Raw genomic sequence first — 8,490 nt, 5'->3', positions numbered from 1 at the left:
GATGGTCAAGGGCATGGGCGGCGCCATGGACCTGGTGGCCGGCGTCAAGCGCGTGGTGGTGCTGATGGAGCACACCACGAAAACCGGCGAACCGAAGATCCTGCCCAGGTGCACGCTGCCGCTGACCGGCGTGGGCGTGGTGAACCGCATCATCACCGAACTGGCCGTGATGGACGTGGCCGAGGGCGGCCTGGTGCTGGTGGAAATGGCGCCGGGCGTCACCGAGGACGAACTGCGCACCAAGACCGGCGTGCCGTTCCGCCGCGCGGCCTGAGCCGCGCATGGTGCGCGAGCTCGTCGGCTTCGGGCTGGTGGGCGGCCTGCAGCTGCTGGCCGACTGGGCCTGTTTCGTCGCGCTCACCGCGCTCGGCCTGCCGGTGGTGCCGGCCAACCTGGCCGGTCGCGTCGCCGGCGCCTCGCTGGGCTTCTGGGCCAATGGCCGCTTCACCTTCGCGCGGCCCGGCGAGCCGCCGCGCCTGGGCCGCCGCCGGCTGCTGCGCTACCTGGCCTTCTGGCTGGCGATGAGCGTGCTCAGCACGCTGGCCGTGATGGGTCTGGACCAGCTGCGCGGGCTGCACGCGGCCTGGCTGGGCAAGCCGGTGGTGGACGCGCTGCTGGCCGCGCTGGGCTTCGTGGCGGCGAAGTACTGGATCTACCGCTGAGAATTCGCGGACTGGCCGCGACGCACCGGCCCCGGTAGATTCCAAGGGCCGGCGGGGAGCCGGGATTCCGGACCCGCCATGCCAGGCAATGACTTCGACGCCGTGCTCGACGCGGCGACGCCACCCCCCGTGCTGCCGCCCGCCATGCCGGCGGAGCCGCCCGCCGGACCCACCCGCCACGGCGTCGAATTCACCGGTCGCGCCGGCGAGTACTTCGGCATCTGGATCGTCAACGTGGTGCTGTCGCTGCTCACGCTGGGCATCTACTCGGCCTGGGCCAAGGTGCGCACCGAGCGCTATTTCTACGGCAACACGCGCCTGGGCGGCAGCGCCTTCGAGTACCTGGCCAACCCCATCGCCATCCTGAAGGGGCGGCTGCTGGCCTACGCCTTCACCATCGCGCTGGGCCTGAGCGCGCATTTCCAGCTGTGGGCGCTGTACGTGCCGCTCATCCTGCTGGTGCTGGTGCTGCTGCCCTGGCTGCTGCAGCGCACGCTGCGGTTCCGGGCGCGCTATTCGGCCTGGCGCGGGCTGCGTTTCCGCTTCGTCAACGGCGTGGACGACGCCTACATTAACTTCCTGTTCCGGCCGATGCTGCAGCTGCCCACGCTGTACATGCTGCTGCCCTGGGTGCGCCTGAAGCAGCAGGAATACGTGGTCACCGGGCATCGCTTCGGCGGGCTGCGCTTCTCCTTCCGCGGCGAACTGGGGCCGTATTACGTGCCCTTCCTGATCTGCATCGGGCTGGGCGTCGCGGCCTATGTCCTGCTGGTGGCGATCGCGGTGGGCGGTGCGTTCGCGATGCATGGCGCGGGCGGGGAAGGCGGAAAGCCCTCGGAGGCGGCAATGGTGGCCGTCTTCGTGCCGGTGCTCATCGTGTACCTGGCTTTCCTGGCGCTGCCGGTGTTCCTGCGTACGCGTTACACCAACCTGATGTGGGCCAACTCGGCGCTGGGCCCGCACTGCTTCCGCTGCACGCTGCGCGCGCGCGACGTGATCTGGCTGTACTTCAGCAACGGCCTGGCCATCGTGTTCTCGCTGGGCCTGGCGGTGCCCTGGGCGATGGTGCGGCTGGCGCGCTACCGCGCCGCGCATTTCGAACTGCTGGCGATGGGCGGGCTGGACGACTTCACGGCCGAGGCCGCGTTGGCCGAGGGCGCCGCCGGCGCCGAGCTGGTGGACGCGCTCGACCTGGACATGGACCTCAGCCTCTGAACACGCTCGAGGCCATCGGGTACGACGGGCGCGGCAGCCGCGGCGTGGCCGCCACGCTGTCGCAGCCGGCGCCCGGGCGGCTGCGCGTGCAGTGGGGCGACGAGGTGCGCGAGTTCGACGTGGGCGAGCTGGCGCTCAGCCCGCGCCTGGGCCGGCTGTCGCGGCAGTTGCGGCTGCCCGACGGCGGCCAGCTCGAGGTCGCCGATTCGCCGCTGCTCGACGCCTGGCTGCCGGCGCCGAGCCGGGTGGAAGCCGCCGCCGACTGGCTCGAGCGCCGGCGCACGACGATGCTCGGCGCCGCCGTGCTGCTGGTGGGCGGCGTGGTGGGTTTCTTCCAGCTGGGCCTGCCGTGGATGGCGAACGAGCTCGCGCCGGTGATTCCGCCCGCCATGGAGCGAACCATCAGCCGGCAGGCGCTGGCCCTGCTCGACAGCACGCACCTGCGGCCCTCGCGGCTGCCGGCGGCGCGTCGGGAGGAACTGCGCGTGAAGTTCCACGCGCTCACGCGCGGGCTGCCGCGCGCCGACGGGCTGCGGCTGGACTTCCGCGACGCGCCTTCGCTCGGCCCGAACGCCTTCGCGCTGCCGGACGGACAGGTGGTGATGACCGACCAGCTGGTGGCGCTTGTGCCGGACGACGAGGAGCTGCTGGCGGTGATGGCGCACGAGGCCGGCCACCACGAGCACCGCCACGGCATGCGCCGTGGCCTGGAAAGCTCGGCGGCGGTGGTGGTGATCGGCTTCCTGTTCGGCGACCTGTCGGGCACGGGTTCGCTGTCGGTGTCGATCCCGACGCTGCTGGTGAACAGCGGCTTCTCGCGCCGGCACGAGCGCGAAGCCGACGCGTTCGCCTTCGCCCTGCTGCCCAGGCATGGCATTTCGCCCGAGGCCTTCGCCCGCGCCATGGCCCGGCTTTCCGAGGGCGACGGCGAAACCACCGCCGGCCCCATCGGCTACCTCTCCACCCACCCGCCCAGCCACGAACGCATCGAAGCGGCCCGCCGCGCCGCGGAGGGTGGAAAAGAAAACGGCCGCTGAGGCGGCCGTTTTCCTGGTGAAGCTGAAGCCTGCGGGGTTCAGAGCGCTTGCTCGAGCTCCGGCACGATCTGGAACAGGTCGCCGACCAGGCCGAAGTCGGCGATCTCGAAGATCGGCGCTTCCGCGTCCTTGTTGATGGCGACGATGGTGCCCGCGTCCTTGATGCCGGTCAGGTGCTGGATGGCGCCCGAGATGCCGATGGCCACGTACAGCTCCGGCGCGATGATCTTGCCGGTCTGGCCCACCTGCAGTTCGTTCGGCACGTAGCCGGCGTCCACCGCGGCGCGCGAGGCGCCCACGGCCGCGCCCATCTTGTCGGCCAGCGAGTAGATGATCTTGAACGCGTCGGCCGAGCCCAGCGCGCGGCCGCCCGACACCACCTTCGACGCGCCCTGCAGGTCCGGGCGGTCCGACTTGCCCTGCTGCAGCGACACGAAGCGCGTGTGCGAGGGCAGGGCGGCGTCGACCGAAGCCGCTTCCACCGTCGCCGAACCACCGGCGCCGGCCGCCGGCCACGAGGCCGTGCGCACGGTGCCCACCACGGCCATCGAGGACGGCGCCTCGACGGTGATGATGGCGTTGCCGGCGTAGATGGGGCGCTTGAACACGTGAGTGCCTTCCACCGCCATGATGTCCGACACCTGGGCCACGCCCAGCAGGGCCGCCACGCAGGGCATCAGGTCCTTGCCGAAGGTGGTGGAGGGGCCGAACACGTGCGAATAACCCGCGGCCAGCTTCGCCACCTGCGGCGCCAGCACCTGCGCCACCGGGTGGGCGTTGGCGGCGTTGGCCACGGTGATGACCCTGGCCACGCCGGCGATCTTGGCGGCCTCGGCGGCCACGGCTTCGGGCGCGTCGGAGAGCACGGCCACGTGGATTTCCGCGCCGGCGACGGCCTGGGCGCAGCTGACGCAGCGCGCGGTCGAGGAATTGAGCTGGCCGCCGAGGTGTTCGGCAACGATCAGGATCTTGCTCATCGTCATGGTCTCCTTACACCAGGCCCTTGGCCTTGAGCGCCGACACGAGCTCGGCGACATCCTTCACCATCACGCCCTTGCTGCGCTTGGCCGGCGGGGCGTAGTGGCTGGTCTTGAGGTGGTCGCCCGACTCCACGCCGAGGTCGGCGAAGTTGATGGTCTCGAGCGGCTTGGACTTGGCCTTCATGATGTCGGGCAGCTTGATGAAGCGCGGCTCGTTCAGGCGCAGGTCGGTGGTGATGACGGCGGGCAGCTGCACTTCCAGCACCTCGAGGCCGGCGTCGACTTCACGGGTGACGGTGGCGGCGCCGCCGGACACCTCGACCTTGCCGGCGAAGGTGGCCTGCGGGCGGCCCCACAGCGTGGCCAGCATCTGGCCGGTCTGGTTGGCGTCGTCGTCGATGGCCTGCTTGCCCAGCAGCACGATCTGCGGCTGCTCCTTCTCCACCAGCTTGAGCAGGGCGCGCGCCGCGGTGAGCGGCTGCACGGCCTGGTCGGTGACCACGTGGATGGCGCGGTTGGCGCCCATGGCCAGGCCATTGCGCAGGTGCGCCTGGCAGTCGGCGGGGCCGAGCGTGGCCACCACCACTTCCGTGGCGATGCCCTTGTCGCGCAGGCGCAGCGCTTCTTCCAGCGCGATGTCGTCGAACGGGTTGGCCGAAAGCTTCACGCCTTCGGTGACCACGCCCGAGCCATCCGGCTTCACCTGGATGCGGACGTTGTAGTCCACCACCCGCTTGTAACCGACCAAGATCTTCATCGTCGCGATTTCCTGTGGGGCAGGCCGGCGCACGGCGTGGGGCCGCGCGTCGGGCTTGAAGGGAACCGCGATTCTAACCTTTCGCGCCGCCGCGGCCCAGCCTCGGTGGCGTGAAAACGTGGGTGCGCGGCCTTGCGAATCAGTGATTTAGGCGTGAAATGCGCCCGGCCTTGAGCGAGGTCATGCCGGGCCCGCCGCCGACCGGGCAGACTTGCGCCTGGCCTCCCCACCGCGGACCCGCCGCTTGCCCTTCGACCTGCCCCCGGAATTCTTCGTGTTCGTGGCCATCGGCCTGGCCGCGCAGCTGGTGGACGGCGCCCTGGGCATGGCCTACGGCGTCACCAGCTCCAGCCTGCTGCTGGCCTTCGGCCTGCCGCCGGCGGTGGCCAGCGCCAGCGTGCACGCAGCCGAAGTCGCCACCACCGGCGTGTCGGGACTGAGCCACGGGCTGCTGGGCAACGTGGACCGCCGGCTGATGTGGTCGCTGGTGCTGCCCGGGGTGCTGGGCGCCGTCGCCGGTGCCCTGCTGCTGAGCTGGGCCGACTGGGCCTGGCTGCGGCCGCTGGTCTCGGCCTACCTGCTGGTGCTGGGCCTGCTGCTGGTGTGGCGGGCCTGGCACGGCCGCCGGCGCGAGCCGCGCCACGCCAACAACGTGCCCTTGGGCCTGGGCGCCGGCTTCCTGGACGCGGTGGGCGGCGGCGGCTGGGGCCCGCTGGCCACCACCCAGCTGATGGCCCGGCACCTGGAGCCCCGCATCGCCATCGGCACCGCGAACGCGGCCGAGTTCTTCGTCAGCCTGGCGGTGTCGGCGGTGTTCCTGTTCACCCTGGGCATCAGCCACGTGCACGTGGTGCTGGGCCTGCTGCTGGGCGGCGTGGTGGCGGCGCCGTTCGCGGCCTGGCTGGCCCGGCGGGTGCCGGCGCGGCCCATGATGGCGGCCGTGGGCCTGATGGTGGCGGGGGTCAGCGTCTACAACCTGCTGCGTTGATATCCTTGCGGGCATGACGCCCGACCTGTCCCACCTCGACCGCCTCGAAGCCGAGGCCATCCACATCCTGCGCGAAGTGGCGGCCGAATTCCGCAACCCGGTGATGCTCTATTCCGTGGGCAAGGACAGCTCGGTGCTGCTGCACCTGCTGGTGAAGGCCTTCTACCCGGCGCGCCCGCCGATCCCGCTGCTGCACGTGGACACCACCTGGAAGTTCCGCGAGATGATCGCCTTCCGCGACCGCCGCGCGGCCGAGACCGGCGTGGAGCTGCGCACCCACACCAACCCCGAGGGCCTGGCCCAGGGCGTGAACCCGGTCAGCCACGGCGCCACCGTGCACACCGACGTGATGAAGACCCAGGCGCTCAAGCAGGCGCTCGACCAGTGGGCCTTCGACGCGGCCATCGGCGGCGCCCGCCGCGACGAGGAGAAGTCGCGCGCCAAGGAGCGCGTGTTCTCCTTCCGCAGCGCCCAGCACCGCTGGGACCCGAAGAACCAGCGCCCCGAGCTGTGGGACCTGTACAACACCCGCATCCACAAGGGCGAGAGCGTGCGCGTGTTTCCCATCTCGAACTGGACCGAGCTCGACGTGTGGCTGTACATCTACCGCGAGAAGATCCCGGTGCCCTCGCTCTACTTCGCGGCCGAGCGGCCGGTGGTGGAGCGCGACGGCGCCCTGATCATGGTGGACGACGAGCGCCTGCCGCTGCGCGAGGGCGAGGTGCCGATGATGCGCAAGGTGCGCTTCCGCACCCTGGGTTGCTACCCGCTCACCGGCGCCATCGAATCCGACGCCGACACGCTGGAAGCCATCATCGCCGAGATGCTGGTGGCCACCACCTCCGAGCGCCAGGGCCGCGTGATCGACCACGACCCCTCGGCCTCGATGGAAAAGAAGAAGCAGGAGGGCTACTTCTGATGGCCGGCACCGACCACGCCGCGGCCGTGGCCGCCTACCTGCGCCAGCACGAAACCAAGGGCCTGCTGCGCTTCATCACCTGCGGCAGCGTGGACGACGGCAAGAGCACGCTGATCGGGCGCCTGCTCTACGAGTCGAAGATGCTCTTCGAGGACCAGCTCGCCGCGGTCGAGGCCGACTCGAAGAAGTACGGCACCCAGGGCGAGGCGATCGACTTCGCGCTGCTGGTCGATGGCCTGGCCGCCGAGCGCGAGCAGGGCATCACCATCGACGTGGCCTACCGCTTCTTCGACACCGACCGGCGCAAGTTCATCGTCGCCGATTGCCCGGGCCACGAGCAGTACACGCGCAACATGGCCACCGGCGCCTCCGCCGCCGACCTGGCCGTGGTGCTGGTGGACGCGCGCAAGGGCCTGCTCACCCAGACCCGCCGGCACAGCTACATCGTTTCGCTGCTGGGCATCCGCCACGTGCTGCTGGCGGTGAACAAGATGGACCTGGTGGGCTACGACGAGGCGGTGTTCGCGCGCATCACCGAAGGCTACCGCGAGCTCGCCGCGCGCCTGGGCATCGCGCACGTGGAATGCGTGCCGCTGTCGGCGCTCAAGGGCGACAACCTCAGCGCGCGCTCCGCGGCCATGCCCTGGTACACCGGGCCCACGCTGCTCGAACACCTGGAAACCGTGGACGTGGGCCGGGGCGCCGGGACCACCGGCTTCCGCCTGCCGGTGCAGTGGGTGTGCCGCCCGAACCAGGATTTCCGCGGCTTCGCCGGCACCATTGCCGCCGGCCAGGTGGCACTTGGCGACGAGGTGGTGGTGCTGCCCTCGGGCCGGCGCTCGCGCGTGCGCGCCCTGGTCACCGCCGATGGCGAGCTGGCCAGCGCCGGCCGCGGCCAGGCCATCACGCTGACGCTGGCCGACGAAGTGGACGTGAGCCGCGGCGACGTGATCGCCGCCGCCGCGAATCCCCCGCAGGTGGCCGACCAGTTCGCCGCGCACCTGCTGTGGATGGGCGACGCGCCGCTGCTGCCGGGCCGCCCGTACTGGCTGAAGATCGGCGCGCGGACGCTGGCCGCGCAGGTCACCGAGATCAAGCACAAGGTGGACGTGAACACGCAGGCGCGGCTGGCCGCCAAGTCGCTCGAGCTCAACGAGGTGGCCTACTGCAACCTCAGCCTCGACCAGCCGATCCCGTTCGAGGCCTATGCCGACAGCCACGCGCTGGGCGGCTTCATCCTGATCGACCGCCAGAGCAATGCCACCGTCGGCGCCGGCACGCTCGACTTCGCGCTGCGCCGCGCGGCCAACATCCACTGGCAGCACCTGGAGGTGGACCAGGCGGCGCGCGCCGGCATCAAGGGCCAGCAGCCGCGCTGCCTGTGGTTCACCGGCCTGTCGGGCGCGGGCAAGTCCACCGTGGCCAACCTGGTGGAAAAGCAGCTGCTGGCCAAGGGCTACCACACCTACCTGCTCGACGGCGACAACGTGCGCCACGGCCTGAACAAGGACCTGGGCTTCACCGACGAGGACCGCGTGGAAAACATCCGCCGCGTGGCCGAGGTGGCGAAGCTGATGACCGACGCCGGCCTGATCGTGCTGGTGAGCTTCATCTCGCCCTTCCGCGCCGAGCGGCGGATGGCGCGCGAATTGTTCCCGGCCGGGCAGTTCGTCGAAGTGTTCGTGGACACGCCGCTGGCCGTGGCCGAAGGGCGCGACGTGAAGGGCCTGTACGCCAAGGCGCGCGCGGGCCAGATCCGCAACTTCACCGGCATCGATTCGCCCTACGAGGCGCCGGAAAACCCCGAGCTGCACCTCGACGGCGGCCGCGAAACGGCCGAGCAGATGGCCGCGCGCGTGATCGCCGCGCTGCAGGTGTCCTGAAGTCTTTTGTAGGAGCGGCTTCAGCCGCGAAGCTCTTCGCGAAAAGCTT

At 70.7% G+C, this 8,490-nt stretch carries 9 protein-coding genes; 7 read left to right on the top strand and 2 right to left on the bottom strand.

Annotated features, from left to right (window positions below; genetic code table 11):
* From ACE3Q2_RS11930 to ACE3Q2_RS11915, 4 genes are all read left to right on the top strand, one after another.
* A partial coding sequence (locus tag ACE3Q2_RS11930) for a CoA-transferase (RefSeq protein ID WP_374474228.1) occupies positions 1–274 on the top strand: 274 nt, incomplete at its 5' end.
* Between the two features lie 7 nt (positions 275–281).
* Positions 282–662, top strand: a complete 381-nt coding sequence (locus ACE3Q2_RS11925; protein ID WP_231696384.1) for a GtrA family protein — start codon at positions 282–284, stop codon at positions 660–662.
* Between the two features lie 78 nt (positions 663–740).
* Positions 741–1,877 (top strand): YjgN family protein, encoded by a 1,137-nt coding sequence (locus tag ACE3Q2_RS11920; RefSeq protein WP_374474226.1) that lies wholly within the window; start codon positions 741–743, stop codon positions 1,875–1,877.
* A 44-nt stretch (positions 1,878–1,921) separates the two neighbouring features.
* Positions 1,922–2,914: a M48 family metallopeptidase gene (locus tag ACE3Q2_RS11915; RefSeq protein WP_374474225.1), complete on the top strand. Its 993-nt coding sequence runs from the start codon at positions 1,922–1,924 to the stop codon at positions 2,912–2,914.
* A gap of 38 nt (positions 2,915–2,952) precedes the next feature.
* On the opposite strand, the gene ACE3Q2_RS11910 is transcribed toward ACE3Q2_RS11915, so the two are convergent.
* Positions 2,953–3,891 (bottom strand): electron transfer flavoprotein subunit alpha/FixB family protein, encoded by a 939-nt coding sequence (locus ACE3Q2_RS11910; protein ID WP_231696381.1) that lies wholly within the window; start codon positions 3,889–3,891, stop codon positions 2,953–2,955.
* A 13-nt stretch (positions 3,892–3,904) separates the two neighbouring features.
* Positions 3,905–4,651, bottom strand: coding sequence for an EtfB protein (locus ACE3Q2_RS11905; protein WP_374474223.1), 747 nt, complete (start codon positions 4,649–4,651; stop codon positions 3,905–3,907).
* Positions 4,652–4,895: 244 nt separating this feature from the next.
* On the opposite strand from ACE3Q2_RS11905, the gene ACE3Q2_RS11900 reads away from it, so the two are divergent.
* Genes ACE3Q2_RS11900 through cysN form a run of 3 tightly spaced genes read left to right on the top strand, consistent with a single transcriptional unit; the run spans position 4,896 to position 8,441 of the window.
* Entirely contained in the window at positions 4,896–5,639 is a 744-nt protein-coding gene (locus ACE3Q2_RS11900) for a sulfite exporter TauE/SafE family protein (protein WP_374474222.1), read from the top strand.
* A gap of 13 nt (positions 5,640–5,652) precedes the next feature.
* Positions 5,653–6,558, top strand: coding sequence for a sulfate adenylyltransferase subunit CysD (gene cysD, locus ACE3Q2_RS11895; protein WP_231696378.1), 906 nt, complete (start codon positions 5,653–5,655; stop codon positions 6,556–6,558).
* Positions 6,558–8,441 carry a sulfate adenylyltransferase subunit CysN gene (gene cysN / locus ACE3Q2_RS11890; protein WP_374474220.1) on the top strand — a complete coding sequence of 628 codons (1,884 nt, stop codon included), beginning with the start codon at positions 6,558–6,560 and terminating at the stop codon, positions 8,439–8,441. Before cysD ends, cysN begins: the two co-directional genes overlap by 1 nt.
* Positions 8,442–8,490 lie beyond the last annotated feature (49 nt).

The sequence above is a fragment of the Arenimonas sp. genome (assembly GCF_041913985.1).
Lineage (GTDB): Bacteria > Pseudomonadota > Gammaproteobacteria > Xanthomonadales > Xanthomonadaceae > Arenimonas.
This window is presented reverse-complemented; position numbering and strand designations above follow the sequence as displayed.

Coding starts and splice junctions, on each gene's coding strand:
- ACE3Q2_RS11905 (WP_374474223.1), bottom strand. CDS start 4,651: ATGAAGATCTTGGTCGGTTACAAGCGGGTGGTGGACTACAACGTCCGC.
- ACE3Q2_RS11910 (WP_231696381.1), bottom strand. CDS start 3,891: ATGAGCAAGATCCTGATCGTTGCCGAACACCTCGGCGGCCAGCTCAAT.
- cysN (WP_374474220.1), top strand. CDS start 6,558: ATGGCCGGCACCGACCACGCCGCGGCCGTGGCCGCCTACCTGCGCCAG.
- ACE3Q2_RS11925 (WP_231696384.1), top strand. CDS start 282: ATGGTGCGCGAGCTCGTCGGCTTCGGGCTGGTGGGCGGCCTGCAGCTG.
- cysD (WP_231696378.1), top strand. CDS start 5,653: ATGACGCCCGACCTGTCCCACCTCGACCGCCTCGAAGCCGAGGCCATC.
- ACE3Q2_RS11920 (WP_374474226.1), top strand. CDS start 741: ATGCCAGGCAATGACTTCGACGCCGTGCTCGACGCGGCGACGCCACCC.